This is a genomic window from Clostridium sp. AWRP, assembly GCF_004006395.2.
GTDB lineage: Bacteria > Bacillota > Clostridia > Clostridiales > Clostridiaceae > Clostridium_B.
The window spans coordinates 2,952,539-2,971,473 of the sequence record NZ_CP029758.2 but is presented as its reverse complement, the minus strand read 5'-3'; the positions used below and the strand labels follow the sequence as shown (position 1 = coordinate 2,971,473).

16 protein-coding genes and 1 pseudogene are annotated in these 18,935 nt (G+C 30.6%); 13 read left to right on the top strand and 4 right to left on the bottom strand.

The annotated features are described in order from the left end of the window. Positions 1 to 42: 42 nt before the first annotated feature. Both DMR38_RS13550 and DMR38_RS13545 read right to left on the bottom strand, forming a co-directional pair. Positions 43 to 1,878 carry an ABC transporter ATP-binding protein gene (locus tag DMR38_RS13550; RefSeq protein ID WP_127721819.1) on the bottom strand — a complete coding sequence of 612 codons (1,836 nt, stop codon included), beginning with the start codon at positions 1,876 to 1,878 and terminating at the stop codon, positions 43 to 45. After that, positions 1,872 to 3,602, bottom strand: coding sequence for an ABC transporter ATP-binding protein (locus DMR38_RS13545; protein ID WP_127721818.1), 1,731 nt, complete (start codon positions 3,600 to 3,602; stop codon positions 1,872 to 1,874). Before DMR38_RS13545 ends, DMR38_RS13550 begins: the two co-directional genes overlap by 7 nt. A 145-nt stretch (positions 3,603 to 3,747) precedes the next feature. On the opposite strand from DMR38_RS13545, the gene DMR38_RS13540 reads away from it, so the two are divergent. The 4 genes from DMR38_RS13540 (at position 3,748) to DMR38_RS13525 (ending at position 6,667) form a co-directional block, all read left to right on the top strand. After that, positions 3,748 to 4,596, top strand: a complete 849-nt coding sequence (locus tag DMR38_RS13540; RefSeq protein WP_127721817.1) for a MerR family transcriptional regulator — start codon at positions 3,748 to 3,750, stop codon at positions 4,594 to 4,596. Continuing rightward, complete coding sequence (locus DMR38_RS13535; protein ID WP_243124297.1) at positions 4,587 to 4,865, top strand: hypothetical protein; 279 nt, start codon at positions 4,587 to 4,589, stop codon at positions 4,863 to 4,865. Before DMR38_RS13540 ends, DMR38_RS13535 begins: the two co-directional genes overlap by 10 nt. Before the next feature lie 208 nt (positions 4,866 to 5,073). Further along, the gene (locus tag DMR38_RS13530; protein ID WP_127721816.1) at positions 5,074 to 5,736 is read left to right on the top strand and encodes a TetR family transcriptional regulator; all 663 of its coding nucleotides are present in this window, start codon (positions 5,074 to 5,076) and stop codon (positions 5,734 to 5,736) included. A 19-nt stretch (positions 5,737 to 5,755) separates the two neighbouring features. Next, positions 5,756 to 6,667: a nitroreductase family protein gene (locus DMR38_RS13525; protein WP_127721815.1), complete on the top strand. Its 912-nt coding sequence runs from the start codon at positions 5,756 to 5,758 to the stop codon at positions 6,665 to 6,667. A gap of 114 nt (positions 6,668 to 6,781) precedes the next feature. On the opposite strand, the pseudogene DMR38_RS13520 reads toward DMR38_RS13525, so the two are convergent. Then, positions 6,782 to 6,982: pseudogene (locus DMR38_RS13520) on the bottom strand (threonine aldolase); the annotation flags it as partial. A gap of 294 nt (positions 6,983 to 7,276) precedes the next feature. Here DMR38_RS13520 and DMR38_RS13515 point away from each other — a divergent pair. The 7 genes from DMR38_RS13515 to DMR38_RS13485 all read left to right on the top strand — a co-directional run bounded on the left by DMR38_RS13515 (position 7,277) and on the right by DMR38_RS13485 (position 16,055). Further along, on the top strand, positions 7,277 to 8,104 hold the full coding sequence (locus tag DMR38_RS13515; protein WP_013239264.1) for an ABC transporter permease: 828 nt from the start codon (positions 7,277 to 7,279) through the stop codon (positions 8,102 to 8,104). Between the two features lies 1 nt (position 8,105). Continuing rightward, positions 8,106 to 8,888 (top strand): ABC transporter permease, encoded by a 783-nt coding sequence (locus tag DMR38_RS13510; RefSeq protein ID WP_013239263.1) that lies wholly within the window; start codon positions 8,106 to 8,108, stop codon positions 8,886 to 8,888. Between the two features lie 16 nt (positions 8,889 to 8,904). Continuing rightward, positions 8,905 to 9,966: an ABC transporter ATP-binding protein gene (locus tag DMR38_RS13505; RefSeq protein ID WP_127721814.1), complete on the top strand. Its 1,062-nt coding sequence runs from the start codon at positions 8,905 to 8,907 to the stop codon at positions 9,964 to 9,966. 3 nt (positions 9,967 to 9,969) lie between these two features. Beyond that, positions 9,970 to 11,028 carry an ABC transporter substrate-binding protein gene (locus tag DMR38_RS13500; protein ID WP_127721813.1) on the top strand — a complete coding sequence of 353 codons (1,059 nt, stop codon included), beginning with the start codon at positions 9,970 to 9,972 and terminating at the stop codon, positions 11,026 to 11,028. A 33-nt stretch (positions 11,029 to 11,061) separates the two neighbouring features. Then, a complete protein-coding gene (locus DMR38_RS13495) occupies positions 11,062 to 12,828 on the top strand; it encodes an adenine deaminase C-terminal domain-containing protein (protein WP_243124296.1) in 1,767 nt (588 codons plus the stop codon). Positions 12,829 to 12,859: 31 nt separating this feature from the next. Beyond that, positions 12,860 to 14,164 carry an amidohydrolase gene (locus DMR38_RS13490; protein ID WP_127721812.1) on the top strand — a complete coding sequence of 435 codons (1,305 nt, stop codon included), beginning with the start codon at positions 12,860 to 12,862 and terminating at the stop codon, positions 14,162 to 14,164. Positions 14,165 to 14,342: 178 nt separating this feature from the next. Continuing rightward, on the top strand, positions 14,343 to 16,055 hold the full coding sequence (locus DMR38_RS13485; protein ID WP_127721811.1) for a diguanylate cyclase: 1,713 nt from the start codon (positions 14,343 to 14,345) through the stop codon (positions 16,053 to 16,055). Positions 16,056 to 16,188: 133 nt separating this feature from the next. Here DMR38_RS13485 and DMR38_RS13480 read toward each other — a convergent pair whose 3' ends face one another. After that, a complete protein-coding gene (locus tag DMR38_RS13480) occupies positions 16,189 to 16,953 on the bottom strand; it encodes a DeoR/GlpR family DNA-binding transcription regulator (RefSeq protein ID WP_127721810.1) in 765 nt (254 codons plus the stop codon). 179 nt (positions 16,954 to 17,132) lie between these two features. Between DMR38_RS13480 and DMR38_RS13475 the strand changes: the two genes are divergently transcribed. Together DMR38_RS13475 and DMR38_RS13470 are read left to right on the top strand one after the other, a co-directional pair. Further along, complete coding sequence (locus tag DMR38_RS13475; RefSeq protein WP_127721809.1) at positions 17,133 to 17,570, top strand: PTS sugar transporter subunit IIA; 438 nt, start codon at positions 17,133 to 17,135, stop codon at positions 17,568 to 17,570. 39 nt (positions 17,571 to 17,609) lie between these two features. Beyond that, positions 17,610 to 18,710 carry a PTS fructose transporter subunit EIIC gene (locus DMR38_RS13470; protein ID WP_127721808.1) on the top strand — a complete coding sequence of 367 codons (1,101 nt, stop codon included), beginning with the start codon at positions 17,610 to 17,612 and terminating at the stop codon, positions 18,708 to 18,710. Positions 18,711 to 18,935 lie beyond the last annotated feature (225 nt).

Sequence of the window (18,935 nt, the reverse complement as noted above, 5' to 3'; positions counted from 1 at the left end):
GTTGTGAATTTTAGGTAAGTTTTTAACTTACTCTCAATAGCTTCACTTATTTTGGTGTATAAATTGGCTGTTATATATATCATTATACAAACCGCCTTTAGCTAATAATTCGCTGTGGTTTCCTTGTTCAACAATATTTCCTTTGTCCATGACCAGTATCTTATCTGCATTTTTTATTGTAGATAATCTGTGTGCTATTATAAAGCTTGTTCTTCCTTTCATCAGATTATCCATGGCATTTTGTATTTCTAATTCTGTACATGTATCTACACTTGAAGTTGCTTCATCAAGTATTAAAATATATGGATTTGCTAAAATAGCACGGGCAATACATAAAAGTTGCTTTTGTCCTTGTGATATTGAAGAGTTTTCATCATTTAAAACTGTATCATAGCCATGAGGAAGTGTTCTTATGAAATAATCAGCTCTGGCAAGTTCTGCGGCTTCTTTGATTTCTGAAATTGCAGCTTTTTCTCTGCTGTATGCAATATTATCTTTAACACTTCCATCAAATAGCCATGAATCCTGCAGGACCATTCCAAATAAAGATCGCAAATCACTTCTTTTAAGTTCAGTTATATCGATACCGTCAATTTTAATTTTCCCATCATTCAATTCATAAAATCTCATAAGCAGGTTTATTAAAGTAGTTTTTCCTGCACCTGTTGGTCCAACTATAGCAACTTTTTGTCCTGCTTTTACCTCTAGGTTTATTCCTTTAATTATAAGATCTTCTCTATATCCAAACTGTACATTTTCAAAGGTTACATTGCCCTTTGGATTTAGTATTGTTTTATAGTTTATAGGGTCTGTTTCTGACTCATCCTCATCTAAAATTTCAAATACACGCTCAAGTGAGGCAATAGCTGCCTGCATTGAATTTAAAATATAAGCTGCTTCAGTTAACGGCTCTGATGCTTGATCTACATATTGAAAGAAGGCTTGTATTAGTCCTATTGAAAGCCTGCCTTGAATAACAAAGACAGCACCAAGAGATGCTATTAGCACATATCCTATTTGATTCATCAGACGGATTAAAGGATCTATAGCATAGGTAATAAATTGTGCTCTTTTTTCATCAGAATACAATTTATTATTAGTTATTTCAACGCGATTAATTATTTCTTCTTCCATATTAAAGGTCTTTACAACCATCTGACCGGTAAAATATTCTTCTATTTGTCCATTAAATTTACCTAAGGATTCCTGTCTGTTTGAAAAATAATTTATGCTCTTTTTCCCAATTATAGAGGTAGCGATACCTCCCATGATAATAGTGAAAATGGCGATTAAAGTTAGTATCCAATTTATTGAGAGCATGAGGGATACAGCTCCTATAATTGTGAGTACTGCCGTAATAAATTGCATCATACCTGACTGCAGTGTCTCAGATACTTTTTCCAGGTCATTTGATATTCTGCTTAGAATTTCCCCTTTTTTGTGTGTATCATAATATTTTAAAGGAACTTTTGAAAGTTTTGTACTTATATTTTTCCTTATAGATAATACCAAGGTTTGAGATACAGCAGCCATTATGTTCTGCTCAATATAATTGGCCAATGAGGATAGTAAATATATAATAAGAAGTATCAATGAAAGCCTTTTTATGATATTAAAATTTATATTGAAGTGACCAGTATGTGATACATTCTTTATTCCTTCATAAATAGTATTGATAGCTTTGCTAAAAATTAATGGAGCAGTCATTGTAAAGGCTAAGCTTATGATAGTAAAAAATATGACAATAATTATTTTCCACTTTTGATTTAGAAGTAATTTTATTAATCTTATAACAGTTTTTCTTGTGTCTTTAGCTTTCTCTACGGACATTTCAGTATCAAAAGAAATTGCATCTGTTGAATTTTCTTCATTTAGCATATCAGTTCCTCCTCACTTAATTGTGATTCAGCTATTTTTAAATATATGGGACAACTTTTAAGGAGTTCTGTGTGGGTACCTATTCCGGCTATTTTTCCTTCTTCCAGGACTACAATTTGATCTGCATCCATAATTGTGCTTATTCTTTGGGCAATGGTTATGACAATTGAATCTTTTAATCTAGGTTTTATGGCTTCTCTTAACTTTGCATCTGTTTTATAATCCAGGGCAGAAAAACTGTCATCAAAAATGTATATATCACTGTCCTTAATTAAGGTCCTTGCTATGCATAATCTCTGCCTCTGCCCGCCTGAGAAATTATTGCCACCTTGTGATACAAAGGATTCATAGCCTAGATTTAGCTCAGAAATAAATTTATCCGCCTGAGCCATTTTTGCAGCACTTTTTATCTCATTTATAGTTGCATCCTTTTTCCCGTGCCGTATATTGTCAACTATGGTTCCACTAAATAGGAATGCTTTTTGAGGTGAAAAACTTATCATATTTCTTAAATTTTTTTGAGAAAAATATTTTGTATTGACACCATTAATTAAGATTTTACCACCTTGTATTTCATGTAATCTTGGTATTAATTTTCCAATAGTACTTTTCCCTGAACCAGTGGCTCCTATGATTGCAGTAGTTTTACCGCTTTCACATACAAAGCTAACATTTTTTAAAACAGGTTTTTCGGCATCTTTATAGGAAAATGTGACATTTCTAAATTCTAAGGTCTTTCTATTATTTGAAATGGCCTCAGTTATTTTTTCATCTACTATTTCAGGTTTGTATTGTAATACTTCCAATATACGAATTGAACAGGTACTAGCACGTGGTATATTAATTAATACAATAACAGCCATTACTAGATAGACCAATATTATTATTGCATATTCAATAACGGCCATAATGTCTCCTACCTGCATAGTTCCTCTATTTATTCTTATTGTTCCAAACCATAAGACAGCAACAGCACAAACATTCATTATAGCCATTATAGTTGGCATAACTACAGCAAATGTCTTATTAAGTTTTACATTAATATCTGCATAATTTGTAAATGCAGCATCTATTAATTCTTTTTCATGTTTTTCTCGGTTAAAAGCACGTATAATTCGTATTCCTGAAATATATTGCCTTACTCTAGAATTTATTTTATCTAACCCAACTTGGATTTTATTCGATAAATTTATTACTTTTTTACTTATAAGCATAATAAATATTATAAAAATTGTTCCTGCTATAGAGATTATAAGAGCCATATATTTATCTTTGGAAAAAGCTAAAAACATTCCTACCAGAGTTATAAATGGAACTGGAATAATCATTTCAAAAAACATGGTTAATGTATTTTCAATCTGATTTACATCACTTGTACATCTTGTAATTAAAGATGAGGTGGAAAAATGTTTAAAATCATTTATTGACAGTTCTTGCGCGTGAAAAAATATTTTGCTTCTAATATCTCTGGAAAGTGTTGATGATAAATTTGAAGAAAAATATGTAGAAATTATGGCAAGTATTCCTGTAAATACAGCAGTTCCTATCATTATTCCGCCAGTTCTTAATACATAATGTATGTTACCTTTTATTACACCGTTATTTATTATATCTGCAGTTAATGTTGGGATATATAAGGTACCTACAGTTTTAAGTAAAATTATTACAAATAGTGAGCCTAAAAGTATTTTATTAACTTTAAAGTGTTTAAATAGCTTTAGCATGATAATATCCTTTCATATGTAATTTTTATGTATAAGCAATATTATAAACTGTACAGTAACTTGACAGTCAATACTTTTCAAGATAGAATATCTTCAAAAAGAAAGTTATTATTAGATATTATAATAATTATAAAAGGTATAGGTTATGAATGATTTTATAAGTTCAAAAAAATATTTAACTATAGGGGCTTTTTCTAAGTTGTCTGGTATAAACAGAAAAAATTTAATATATTATGATAATGTAGGAATATTGAAACCTATATTTGTAAAGGAAAATGGCTATAGGTATTATTCCTATAGTCAATTAGATGAAGTAAGCATTATCCTTGCTTTAAAAGATTTAGATATACCATTAAAGAAAATAAAGAACTATATGGAAAATGTATCTCCTCGTAATCTTATTAACTTAATTACTGACCAGAAGCAAAAAATACTAGAGGAACTCAATAGGTTAAATCAAATGAATTATATTATAGAACGGCGAACTAGTAATATTCCTGTTATATCTAATATTAGTTGTGACAAGATTTTTTTGGAAAATTGTAAGCAAGAATTGTTGTTTTTAGGACCGGAAATGAAATTTCACATTGACAATTTTGAAGAAGATTTTATTAGTTTTATAGATTATTCAAAAAGTAAAAAATTAGTTTATGGTTATCCATTAGGTGTCTATCTTGATTATGATGGGGCAATTGAGGATAGCATCAAAACTTATAGATATTTTTATAAGGTTTCTCAAAATGTAAATGTAGAAAAAACCATAAAGCCAGCAGGACTTTATGTTATAACTTATAATAATAGCTATTTAGCTGAAGACATGAAAAATTTTGATAAATTAAACGAGTTTATAGAGAATAATCATCTTAACATTTGTGGAAGTGTTTACATAGAAAATATGTCAGATGAAATAATAACTAAAAACCCCAATAAATATTACTCAAAAATGTCTGTGAAGGTAAAAAAACAGGGGATACAGTATGGTGTTTGGAAGTAGAGCAAGCATTAGAAACTTATAATCCTGAATTAGTTGTTATTTTTGCAGGTGCTGCACAGTTGACAGAGAGAGGTATCCCCATTACCATGAATAAAGAGGATATATTTCATATTTGCAAAAAAGTGCCAGAGTCTAAAGTGATTGTTGTTCACATGGAGGCTTGGAATCACTGCGGCCTTATGAGAGAGAAACTAAGAAGTTTTTTAAAGAATAATTCGCTTTTAGGACAGGTTTCTATTCCAAACGATGGAGAATATATGGAATATTGAGTAATAAATAATAATGTACTAGGAGGAAGGTTTGTACAGTTAAAGTCTACAGATGAAGTTGAATTTTAGAGAGGGACATCAAAATCAACAGTAAACAATATGACAGTATTTTATAAGTGATGTCATATTGTTTTTTTATTATAAAGGTGGTATTATTATTTTAAGATGACTGGTCAAAATAAAATAATCACATATTAGGGGGAATTGTATGCCTAAAGTTGGGATGGAGCCTATAAGAAGAAGTCAAATAATTAATTCAACACTAGAGTGTATTTGTAAGGTGGGTATAGAAAAAATGTCACTGGACATGGTGGCAAAACAGGCTAATTGTTCTAAAGGTGTTATTAGTTACTATTTTAAAAGTAAGGACAATCTTATTCTTGAAGCCTTTAAAGCATTTTTAAGCTATTATGGTACAAAGATAAATAGTGAGGTAAGGAAGAATATGACCCCATTTCAAATTCTGAAAATAGTTCAGAAAAATGCTTTGCCAGAGTATTACAACATTGATAAGGAATCGGAACCTAAATTAAATGTATCTGAAATTCATGGGGTGGGGTCAATGAATATTCCGCCAGCAAAAAAAGCTAAGTTATTTGTAAGTTTCTTTTCAAGGGCAATGGTAGATGCAAAGCTGCAGGCAGTTTTACATGAAGTATATAAAGGCGATTGTAAAGGAATTTCATCAATTATTAATTATGGAAATAAGGTTGGTGACTTTAGAGAAACGGATATAAATAAGTCTGCTTATGCAATAATAGCATTGTATATAGGTATAAGCATGCTGAGAGTAGTTGGCTTTAAACCAAAAGAAATCCATGATGATATTGATGTATTTTGGAGTGTTTTAAATAGCATGTTTGGTAAATAGTGAAAGGAGTTGAATATCTATGCCATTAAAAACTGGTCGATTTTATGAATGTGCTGAAGTTAAAGTAGATAAAAACAAATGTACAACCTGTGGACTTTGTGTAAAAGTATGTAAGGGAGCACCATTATTTATAGAAAATAAAATTGTTAAAGTAGACCATAGTCGAGTATTTGGATGTATTGCTTGTGGACAATGTATGGCAGCTTGTCCAAATAAAGCGATAAAAGTTATTGGCAGAGATATAACGCCAGATGATGTCATGGAATTACCAAAGTTTCAAGACAGAACCAATTATGAAAATTTAAAGTCATTAATGATGTCTCGTAGAAGTGTGAGAAATTATAAAAAACAAAAAGTAGAACGTGAAATAATAAAAAAAATATTAGAAGCATCAGCGACAGCTCCTAACGGTCTTGGAAGTTCCGATGTTGAAGTTTTGGTTTTAGATGGCAATGAAAAAGTGGAAGAATTTACACTGGATTTAATCAATATTTTGAAAAAAAATAGATGGCTGTTTTCACCTATAATGCTTAAAATTTATAGGCTATTTATAGGAAAGGATGCATATGATTCTTTAAAAACTTTTGCTTCAACTGCTATAGAGACATTTATAAAAAATTATGATGAAGGGAAGAACTGGCTAACATATTCTGCACCGTTAGCAATGTATTTTCATGCTTCTCCATATGCTGATCCTGCTGATCCATATATTCCTGCAACTTATGCAATGCTTGCAGCACAATCATTAGGATTAGGAAGTTGTATGCTTGGTACACCAAATGTACTGTTAAACTTTTTTGGAAAGAAAATAAAAGAAAAGTATGGGATACCATTGAAAAATAAAAATGGTATTATGGTCATATTTGGCTATTCTGATGTTAAATATAGTTTTGCGATAAAAAGAAGATTTTCAAATATTAAATTTTATTAGTACGGCAAAAGAGTTTAATTTTGAATGAAAGAATATCGATTTAAAGAAAAAATGAGTACAGGCTAGCTTAAAAATAAGTCTAATACTCATTTTCCCAATAATTACATATCGATTTCAGTAAATTTTTTTTAGATCATTAATAAAATTTAAAACCATAGACTCTTTTGTTGCCCAAGAAGTTACAAGGCGAATAACAGAGTTATATTTATCTGATTTTCCAGCCTTACTGATTTCCTTCCTAAGTAAATCTGCCATGGCATTTGCATGCCTTGCCAAATCAAAATATAAGTCATCTTTGAAAAGTCCTAAGAATTGTCAAAAATCTCCTCTTACATTTTCATTAACTTTCTTTTTCTTATTACTAAAATGTTATACCTTATATTGTAATATTGTAAAAGTCAATACTATTGGAACTTCTTTACTAAAACCCTTATTTCGACCAAAATCGCTTGACGTTTCCAAGGTGAAGTGATAATATTATGAATATTGTATAGAAAAAATGTAATAACATTCGTATAGCACAAACATATATTAATACTTTGTTTAATATGAAGTGATTCTTAGATTAAGATCGGATAAACTTAAAAATACAAAGGAGGGCTACTTATAATGAGAAAAAAAGTACTTTATTTAATGTTAGTACCTGGAATTTTAATAATTTTGTTCTTTTTAATGGCACCACTTATAAATATACTAATTCCTACAGTTGTAAGTGATAAAGGTATTACACCTAAGTTGTACTTATCTTTCTTTAAAGATAGTTATTTAATGAACATATTTTTTCGTACTCTTAGAATAGCAATTATAACGACTATTGCTTGTATAATACTTGGAGTACCAGTTTCTTATTATTTATCAAGAAGTGATAAAAAAATAAGAGGATTACTTCTTGCACTTACGGTATTTCCACTCTTAACCAACTCTATTGTTCGTGCATTTGCATGGATGACTATACTTGGTAAAAATGGAGCTATAAACACGCTACTTATAAATTGCCATATTATAAGTGAACCACGAGAAATTCTTTATACGGAGTTTGCAATAATTATAGGAAGTGTATACTTATTTTTACCCCTTATGATTGTTTCTTTGGTTGGAGTTATGGAAAATATTAATAGTGATTTCGTAGAAGCTGCCCAAAGTCTTGGTGCTAGCAGAATAGCAGCCTTTTTTAAGGTCATTTTTCCACTAAGTGTTCCAGGAATGATAGTGGGAAGTATTCTTGTTTTTACTGGTGCATTAACAGCATATACAACACCCCAACTTCTTGGAGGAAATAAAAACACAGTGCTTGCAACGCTCATATATCAAAAGGCTATGACACTAAGTGATTGGACAGGCGCTTCTGTAGTTTCTGCTGTAATGATCATAGCTACATTGATTGTTATGTTTGGAATTAATAAATTTGCATCAAGATTATATGAAAGGGGTGTATAGAATGAAAAAAAATAAGTTGCTTACATTATTCGTATTTCTTGTATACATATTTCTATTTGGACCGCTTTTGATAGTTGCTGTAACAGCTTTTGGAACAGATAATTTCATAGCATTTCCACCTAAGCATATAGGAATAAGATGGTTTATACATGTTTTCCAGTCACCAACTTTTATGACTACGTTAGGTATAAGTTTGGAAGTATCCATAGCTGCAACTTTAATTGCACTTATTGTTGGAATACCTGCATGTTATGTGATTAGTAGAAATGATTTTAGAGGAAAAAAGTTTATTAACAATATATTTCTATCACCAGTTACAATACCAGGAATAGTACTTGGATTTGCACTTTTTAGATTTATAACAATTACTCTTAAAATGAATATTTTAACTAGCTTATTAATTGGACATGTTGTTATAGTAATTCCATATATAATAAGGGTCATTGGCTCAAGTCTTGGAGGATTGGATTATTCTATTGAAGAAGCTGCTATAAGTCTTGGAGCTTCTAGAATAAAAACATTTTTCCTAGTTGTTATGCCCAATATAACGTCTGGCATAATTGCAGCTTTTATGTTGGCATTTATAAATTCCTTCAATAATGTACCTGTATCTATATTTTTAACAGGACCGGGAGTCAGTACACTGCCAATAAGTATGATGAGTTATGTTGAATACAATTATGACCCTAGTGTTTCAGCTCTTTCAGTCATATTGATGTTTATGACTATTATAATAATGTTTATTGTTGAAAAAACTTTGGGATTAAATTATTTTACAAAATAAAATATGGAGGTGCTACATGGCTTTAATAAATTTAAAAGATATTGCAGTTTCTTATGATGGAAAAACAAATATATTAAAAAAATTAAACCTTGATATTGAAAAGGGAAAGTTGGTTTCACTTCTTGGACCAAGCGGATGTGGAAAGACTACTACATTGAGAGTAATAAGCGGCTTCTTAGAGCCAACAGGTGGTCAATTTATATTTGATGGTAAAGACTATACTAAAATACCTGTTAACAAGAGAAATTTTGGAATGGTATTTCAAAGTTATGCACTTTTCCCTCATCTCAATGTTTTTGATAATATAGCTTTTGGACTCAAAATGAGAAATGTAGATAAAAAAACTATAACTGAGTCAGTTAATAAATTTCTTGAAATAGTAGATTTAAAAGAATATGGCAAAAGGTATCCTGCAGAATTGTCAGGAGGACAAAGACAGAGAGTTGCTATAGCTAGGGCACTGGTTATAAAACCTGATCTTCTTTTGCTAGATGAGCCACTTAGTAATTTAGATGCTAAATTGAGATTAAAAATGAGGGTAGAAATTAGGAAATTGCAGCAGCGTTTTGGAATTACAACTGTTTTTGTAACTCATGATCAGGAAGAATGTTTTTCCATATCAGATAAAGTTGCAGTAATGAATAAAGGTGTAATTGAACAATATGATACTCCAGAAAAAATATATTCAAAGCCTAATACAGAATTTGTTGCAAAGTTCGTAGGATTCGAAAATTTTATTGACTTAGAATATGTTAAAGATGATGTATTTAATGCAGATCACAATATTGAAATTCACATTAAAAATCATGAAAATGTTCCTGGTAAAATAAAAGCTACTGTAAGACCTGATGATATTAAAATATTAGCATCTGATTTTACAGACAAGGAAAATATACTAGATGGAACAATTGAAGTTAGAACATATTTAGGAAAAGCATATCAGTATTCTGTCAATACAAAGCTTGGATCAATTATTGTAAACAATGGAAATGACGAAGTGTATGATATTGGAAATGAGGTAAAGCTTTATTTACCTTCAAATAAATTAATAATTGTTAAAAAATCTGAGGAGGAATAAAAAATGAAAAAATTACCTTTAGCTTTAGCATCCATATTTTTGCTATCAACACTTTCTGGATGTGGAAGTGCAGCGCAAAGTACAGATTCAAAAAGTGATCAAAAGCAGCTTGTAATATCAACATGGGGGTTAAATGAAGATGCTCTTCAAAAAGATGTTTTTAAGCCTTTTGAGAAAGCAAACAATGTAAAAATAGTTTTGGAAACAGGAAATAATGGAGAAAGATTAACTAAACTTAAAAATAATCCAAACAGTAACGTTGATATAATGTACCTTGCGGAATCTTTTTCTGAACAAGGCATACAAGATGGATTATTTGAAAAAATTGATTATAGTAAAGTACCAAATGCAAAGAAAGTAATACCTAAGGCACAAAAGTTTATAACTGAAGGATATGGTCCAGCATATACTTTAAATAGAGCAGCTATAGTTTATAATCCTGAAAAAGTAAAGGGAAATATAGCTTCATGGAAAGATTTATGGAGTCCTGACTTTAAGGGTAAAATAGCAATACCTGATATAACAACAACATTTGGACCTGCTATGGTTTGTGCAGCTTCAAAGAAGGATGGTGTTGATGTGACAAGTGATAATGGTGCAGATGCATTTAAATCACTTCAAGCTTTAAAACCAAATATAGTTAAGACATATACTAAATCTTCTGATCTTGTAAATATGTTTTCTAATGGAGAAATAACAGCTGCAGTTGCTGCGGATTTTGTTTATGGTTCAATTAAAAAAGCAGTTCCTTCAGTAAAATTTGTTGATCCAGGCGAAGGAGCATATCTTAACTTTAATACTGTAAATATAGTAAAGAGTTCAAAAAATAAAGAGTTAGCATTGAAATTTATAAATTATGTATTAAGTGCAGAAGTTGAACAAAAAACATCTAAAGATGTAGGAGAATCACCAGTTAACAGCGATGTAAAATTACAAGGTACGGAAACGCAGGGCCTAACATATGGAGATGAAGTTGAAAAATCAAATGTTTTGGATTTCAAGTTTATAAATAAGAACAATAAAGACTGGATTGATAAGTGGAACAAAATTTACAATAATTAGTTTTAATTTTAAATAGAAGACATCTGAAAAATAATGAATCCATATGCTGATGAACTTATTTTTTCAGATGTCTTATTTACGTTTAAGAAAGGTGATCATATGGAAGCAGATTTAATCATAAAAGATGTTTATGTTTTTAATGTTTATTTTAAAAAATTTATATACGGTGATGTATCAATATTAAATGGAAGGTTTTTATATATAGGTAAGGATTGTCATGAAAAAATAAGTGCAAGAAATATTATAGAAGGTAATAAGAAATATCTAATACCAGGCCTTATTGATATACATATGCATATTGAAAGTTCAATGACTACACCAACAAACTTTGCAAATGCTGTTATTAAGAATGGAGTTACAACAGTTGTTGCTGATCCACATGAAATTGCAAATGTGTTTGGAATAGAAGGCATAAAAGCTATGATAAATTCTGACAGGCAGCATATAATGGATATATTTTATGGCATTCCAAGTTCTGTACCATCAACATCAGCTAAACTTGAAACTACAGGTGGACAAATAGGCATAAAAGAAGTATCAGAACTTATAAAAAATGACCGTATATGGTGCATTGGTGAAGTTATGAATTTTAAGGATTTAGTTTATAGTGAAGATTCACTTATAAATAATATAATTAAATTGATAAAAAAGGAAAAACCTCATTTCAAAATAGAAGGACATTGTCCTAAAATATCAGGACTTGATCTAGCAAGATATATATATCAAGGGGTAGATGCAGACCATACTCAGCAAAATCCAAAATCCATTGAGGAAAAGATATCAAATGGTATGTTTTTAGAAATTCAAGAAAAATCAATGACGAAAGAAAACATGGAATATTTAATTTCCAATGATTTATATGAGCATTTTTGCTTTGTTACTGATGATACAATGGCAGATAAATTAATTACTTCGCATTTGAATGGACTTGTTAAAAAAGCCATTGAAATGGGTATGAAACCGGAAATGGCTGTTTATGCAAGTACTTTTATTCCAGCAAGAAGAATGAATTTTTATGATAGAGGAAGCATTGCACCTGGAAAGATAGCTGATTTTATTTTATTAGATGATTTAAAATCATTTAGTATAAATGAAGTATATAAAAATGGTGAACTTGCATGTAAGGGTGTTAGTGAAAAAAAAGAACATGAGTTTCCAAATCACTTTTATAAAAGCATTAAAATGAATCCAGTTAGAGACTCAGATTTTTCAGTTAAAGCACCTGTAAAAGAGGGTAAAGTAAAATGCAGAATAATGAAGGTTCAAAGTAATAGTACATTTACAAAAGAAGAAAGTGATTTTGTAGAAGTGAAAGATTGGAGGCTTTCTTTTGAAACTTCTAAGTATGCACTTATTACGGTTTTTAATAGATATGATAATACTAAAAAAAGATCTTATGGACTTGTTTCAGGCAGCGTAATCGAAAGAGGAGCAGTTGCTTCTAGCTATGCTCATGACCATCATAATTTAATGGTAATGGGAAAAAATGCAGAAGATATGAAGGCAGCAGCAAATTGGGTTATTAAAAACAATGGGGGTTACTGTGCAGCTTTGAATGGAAAAATTATAGCAAGTCTTGCTCTTCCCGTTGGTGGAATATTGTCTGAAGAACCAGTCGAGTCCATAGCTTTAAATTTAAAAAAAGTGAGGATGGCATTAAAGAAACTTGGATATAAACATAATAATGAAATAATGTCTTTTAGTACGCTATCTCTTCCAGTAAGCCCGGAACTAAAAATTACGGATAAAGGTCTTATAAGAGTTAATACCCAGGAAATAGTAAGCTTATTTTGTGAGTAAATATCGAAATTATTTATATGAGGATGATTTTATGGATAGAACAATAATAAAAAATGTAAATATAATTACTATGAATAAAGAAAAAGAAGTAATAGAAAATGGAGTAGTAGTTATAAATGAGAATATAATTGAGGATATAGGAAAAAGTGAACTTTTAAAGAAATATGCTGGAGAGAAAGTAATAGATGGAAATAACGGAATATTAATGCCTGGCATGGTAAATACCCATACTCATGCATCTATGTTGCCATTTAGAAGTCTTGGAGATGATTTAGCCGATAGGCTTAAGAAGTATATATTTCCACTTGAAAGCAAGTTTGTCGATAGGAAGTTTGTTTATGAAGGAGCAAGAGCTGGAATAGCAGAAATGCTCTTAGGCGGAGTTACAACATTTGCTGATATGTATTACTTTGAAGATGAAGTTGCAAGGGTTGCAAAGAAAATGGAAATTCGTGCAGTATTGGGTGAAACAGTACTTAATTTTCCATCACCAGATTCTAAAGAATCCTATGGAGGAATTGAATATGGTGAAGAGTTCATTAAAAACTGGAGAGAAGAAGAATTAATAACTCCAGCAATAGCACCTCATGCTCCCTATAGTAATGATACTGAGCATTTAGTAAAAGCGCATAATATTTCTCAAAAATATCATATTCCAATGATGATGCATGTAGCAGAAATGGATTATGAAACTGAAAAATATAAAAAGGAATACAACATGACACCTGTACAATATTTAGATAGTATAGGAATTTTAGACGAAAATTTTGTAGCAGCACATTTAATAAATATAACGGGTGAAGATTTGGAGATTGTCTCCAAAACTAAGATTGGAATAGCTCACAATATGGGTGCAAATTCAAAAGGAGCAAAGGGGGTTTCACCAGCAGTTAAAATGTATAAAAGAGGTATGAAAATAGGACTAGGAACTGATGGACCGATGAGTGGCAACACTCTTGATATAATAACTCAAATGGCTCTTGTTGGCAAAATTCATAAATTAGTTAATAGAGATAGAACTCTTTTCCCAGCTGCTGAAATAATTGAAATGGCAACTATTGGTGGTGCAAGAGCACTAAATATGGATAAAATTATAGGATCTATTGAGAAGGGAAAAAATGCAGACTTAGTCGTAATCGAAACTAAATCTATGAATATGCAGCCTATATATGATTATTATTCAGCAGTAGTTTATTCTGCTAACCCAGCAAATGTGGATACAGTAATTATAAATGGTAAAGTTCTTGTAAAGGATAGAAAACTTATAGGTATGGATATTAATGATATTATAGATAATGTAAATAGCATTAAAAATAGTATAATTAAATTTTTCTAAAGAAAAGTGAAATATATATAAGAAAACGGATAGAGTAGAACTATCCGTTTTTTTTAAAACAAGTAATTTTTACATTGATAATAGAAATGCCTTCAGACAGAGTGTTAATTTGTTCCATTGATAATTTAGTAAGTATGTAATAATATTTTAGTAATACACTGTTAACCGGAGGTATCATATGAAAAAATTTATTTTACCTATCATCCTTATAGCTTTATTAGTAGGTATATCTCCAGCTTTTAATGATTCTAATATGCACAGTCATATTAAGGCAGATAAAGGAATTCTAAATTTAAGTAATTATGATTTTGAGAAAAGAGGAAATGTAAAGATTGAAGGGCAATTGGAGCTGTATGTGAATAAACTTCTTAAACCAGAACAAGTGCAGTATGAAAAAGCTGATAAGTATTTAATTTTACCAGATAAATTGACAACACAGTTAAATGGAAAAAATACTGGATATATGACAGTGCACTTGAAAATATTTCTTCCAGAAGGGGTTGTCTATGGGCTTAGAATAGGAAGTTTTTTATCAGCTTCAAAGATTTGGGTGAATGGTGTTTTACAAGGACAAGTTGGACAAGTAGGTAAAAGTTATGAGAAAGAAAAATCTATATACTTGCCAAGTTATATATATTTTACAGCACAAAATGGAGCGGCTGATATAGTAATTCAAGCATCCAATTACAGAATCCTTTATCCAGTATTAAAACCTTTTGATCTTGGACTTAAGGATAGAATTATGAATAGATTCATAGTAAATGCTGGTGGTGATTTAATTATAATAGGAGTCCTATTTATTGTAGAATTGCTATTTTTATGCTTGTATACACGTTTGAAGAATAATAAATTTTTCCTATATTTTTCTATATTATGTTTACTTACACAGCTAAGGTGTTTGATTTTAAATGAAAGAATAATTGTTCACATTTTTCCCAATATGCCTTTTGAATTGCTTAGCAAAACAGCAGCAATCACATATTATTTATACATACCAATTTATATTTTACTTTTAAGAAAATTATTTCCGGATTTTCCTAAAAAGTTAGTTGATATATCATTGTGCTTTTCAATAGTCTTTACCACTATATGCCTTATAACTAATAATACTTTTTACGATAGATTATCTTTTTTTGGTGAAGCTATTTTGATATTTATTGTGATTGGTATATTACTATTTTTTATAAAAAAAGTAAGAAAAAAAGAAGGAATAATATCATTTGTGGCATTTATTACTTTAATTGCTACAGCAGCAAATGATATACTCATAAACAATGGGATGATATATGGCAGGTATGGTTTTCAAGTAGGTATGCTTATTTTTGCCTTTTTAGAAACTTATGTAATTGTAATGCAATATTCTGATGAGATAGTTAATGCAGAAAAACTAAAGATAGAAAATCGTATTATATATGAAAAGTCCATTAGAGATGACCTCACAGACTTGTATAAAAGAAATTATATTGAAGAAATATTAGATAAAGTTATAAAAAAATATATAAATGAAGGTGAAATATTTAGCATAATGATGTTTGATGTGGATTATTTCAAATTGATTAATGACAATTATGGACATCTACAGGGTGACAAGGTTTTAAGTGATATAAGTAAAATAATAATTGAATGTATAGGTGATACAGGCTATGCAGGAAGATATGGTGGGGAAGAGTTTATTGTCATTTTACCTAATACCAAACAAAAAATGGCAGTAGAAATAGGAGAAAAAATTAGAAGTAGTATTAATGATTTTAAATGGCAAGATGACATAAAAGTTACTATAAGTGGCGGATTGTATGAAAATAAGTCAAATACAAATATGGAATGTATAAAAATTGTCGATGATTTATTATATGAAGCTAAGAATAGTGGAAGAAACAAAATTGTAGTATAGCTAAATATGTTGAACTGAGTAGTATGTCAAACTTTTTAACACGTACACATATTTTTAAACAGTTGGCAATTAACTGTCAACTGTTCATTGTCAATTCTCATCTTTTAAGCGTATTTATCTACAAAAGTTTATATTAGATGAATTTGGTATCAGTTTTAGCTAATAAATTTGTAATTTCCTTGTCTGGTGTAGACTCTGTAATAATTGTATTTATATCATAAAGGGTAGCAAATTTATAAGTACCATCAATGTAAAATTTACTATTTTCCATAACCAAAAATATTTCTTTACTGCCATTTATTATGGCTTTTTTTGTGTTCCCATCTTCTACATCAAAAGTAGTGACACTTTTATCAAATATGTTTACTCCACAGCTTCCTATAAAACATTTGTTGGGCTTGTAGTTAATGATACTTTCAATAGCCATTGAACCTGTAAAGCCATCTAAATCTTTGCTAAGAACTCCTCCAGTACAAATAACTTTAATGTTATTATCTTGTTTATTTAGTATTGAGATTATATCCAGCATATTGGTTACCACTGTGAGCTTCTTTGGGCTCTTTGAAAGCTTTTCGGCCAGCATCATATTTGTAGTTGATATATCTAGAAAAATCGTTTCATTTTCAAAAATAGAATTAAAGGCTTTTTCAGCTATAATTTCTTTTGATTCTACACTGATATTTTTCCTTATAGAAATGTCCTGCTTGGGAGCTGATTGTCTAACAGATACGGCACCTCCATAAGTCCGCTGTAGCAAATTTTTATTTTCTAATATTTTCAAATCCTTTCTAATGCAGTCCTCTGTTACATTAAATCTGGAGCTTAAATTTTTGACAACAACTTTTCCCTCTTTATGTAAAATGCTTATTATTTTATCATGTCTTTCTTCTGGAAACAAAAGTTACCTCCCCTTTATGTTACATAATTGAATCTTATTGATTCATACTAATATTATTATATCAAAATTTCATTTATAATGTGGAAATACATTGAAGAATTCAAAAAAGATTATGATTGGAGCAAATGTAAAATGGCATAGATAAGATAATTAATGTTTTTACTGAGGAGGATATAATAATGAATGACATAATAAATGGAGACCTTGTTGTATTAGATTTAGAGGCTTCTTCTAAAGAAGAAGTTATTAGAAAGCTCTCAAAGCTTATAGAAAAACAGGACAAATTAATAGATTTTGATGGCTATGTCAAACAGGTATTTGAAAGAGAAGAGGATTTTCCTACATCTATAGGATTTGATGTAGCTATTCCCCATGGAAAATCTGACTCCGTAAAAAGTGCTGCAGTAGCTTTTGCTAGACTAAAAAAAGAAGTTAAGTGGAGTGAAGAAGAATCGGTAAAGTATGTATTTTTAATTGCTGTACCAGAGAAAGAAGCCGGAGATAGGCATTTGCAGATCCTTGCTCAGCTCTCCAGAAAGATTATGAGAGAGGAGTTTAGGACTAAGCTACAGGAAGCTTCTAGCATAGAAGAGATATTAGAAGCATTAGATAGTTAAAAGTTGAGATATTAAATAATAAGAGTGGAGGTAAGTAAAATGGATGATTTAAAAGATTTATTAAAAAATACAAGACAGCATCTAATGACAGGTGTTTCATACATGATTCCTTTTGTTGTATCAGGAGGAGTTTTATTAGCACTTTCAGTTTTATTATATGGTTCAGCAGCAGTTCCACCTAAAGGAACAAGGTTGAATGATTTGTTTAATATAGGAGCAGCTGGACTTGGATTAATGGTTCCTATATTAGCAGGATTTATAGCGTTTTCAATGGTAGATAGGCCAGGTATAGCACCAGGAGCTATTGGTGGTTATCTATCAAATCAAATTGGAGCGGGATTCTTAGGAGGAATTATAGCAGGTTTGCTTGCGGGTATAGTAGTCTTTTATTTAAAGAAAATAAAAGTTCCTTCTATTATGCGTTCTGTAATGCCGATATTTGTTATTCCACTAATAGGTACATTTATCATTGGTATACTTATGGTTTGGGTTATAGGAACTCCTGTTGCAGGAGCTATGACGGGAATGAAGACTTGGCTAGAAGGGTTAGGTACTGGAAATTTGGTGCTTTTAGGAATAGTTTTAGGTTCAATGATAGCTTTTGATATGGGAGGTCCGGTAAACAAAGTTGCATATGGATTTGGAGCGGCAATGGTAGGAACGATAAATCCTACAACTGGAATGGCAAGCCCTATAGCATTAAAAATAATGGCAGCTATAGGTGTTGCAATATGTACCCCTCCAATTGGTATGGGTGTAGCTACTTTTTTAGCACCTAAAAAGTACTCAACGGAAGAAAAAGAAGCAGGAAAAGCTGGTATATTGATGGGGTTAATAGGAATAACAGAAGGAGCTATACCTTTTGCTGCATCGGATCCGTTAAAGGTTATTCCTTCTTTAATAGCGGGTTCTGCCAGTGGAGCAGTTACTGCAATGTTATTAGGGTCTGGAAATCCTGCACCTTGGGGTGGATGGATAGTACTACCAGTAGCTACTGGTAAATTTGGATACATTATAGCTACTTTGGTAGGTGTTGCTGTAACAGCATTGATGGTAAATGTTTTAAAGAAACCAGTCACAGAAAAACGTAATGATGATCATGGTGGAGATGGTGAAGAATTAAATTTGGATTTCGAATAAGGCATTTGAAAGAAAATAACAAGTCAAAGATGCGACGAACATTTTTTATCCGATGACTACCCACTCTAATACTTACACTTTTCCAAGTGTGAGCAAAGAGTGGCTATGTCCCTGGATAACAATTTCTAAGCATCGGATGAAGTTTAAAACTTCATCTGATGCCAAGAACTTTGTTTATCAGATAAGGAGGCAGGTTCCGCAGATAGTGAATCCTATCTAAGGGTT